We start from the raw sequence: 275 nt of genomic DNA, 5'->3' as shown, positions 1-275 counted from the left end.
TCGTAAAAACGGAACGCTTTTAGAAGCTTTGAGAGCGGAACTACCTGCATTTGAACAAACCATTGTCCCTGAATTTAAAGGGGCTGTTAGAGCTGTTTTGAAAAAGATTCATCGTCCTTCTATAGGGATTAAAATGGGTGAAATAGCGAATTATAGTTCCACATCAAGTCCAATGGGACAACTGAAGAAAATGTTTGGGTAATGAAACACACAGAATGAGCCATTTTAATATTAAAATTGAAGAGTTACCATCTCTAGAGAAAAGTTTCCGCCAA

General features: G+C 37.1%; 1 pseudogene. It reads left to right on the top strand.

The window, feature by feature from the left end:
- Positions 1-202: pseudogene (locus ACYQ2O_RS13190) on the top strand (hypothetical protein); the annotation flags it as partial.
- Positions 203-275: the final 73 nt, after the last annotated feature.

It is taken from the genome of Alkalibacterium sp. m-11, assembly GCF_054658155.1.
Note: the sequence above shows the minus strand (reverse complement) of the source record. Positions and strands in the feature narration are given on the sequence as shown.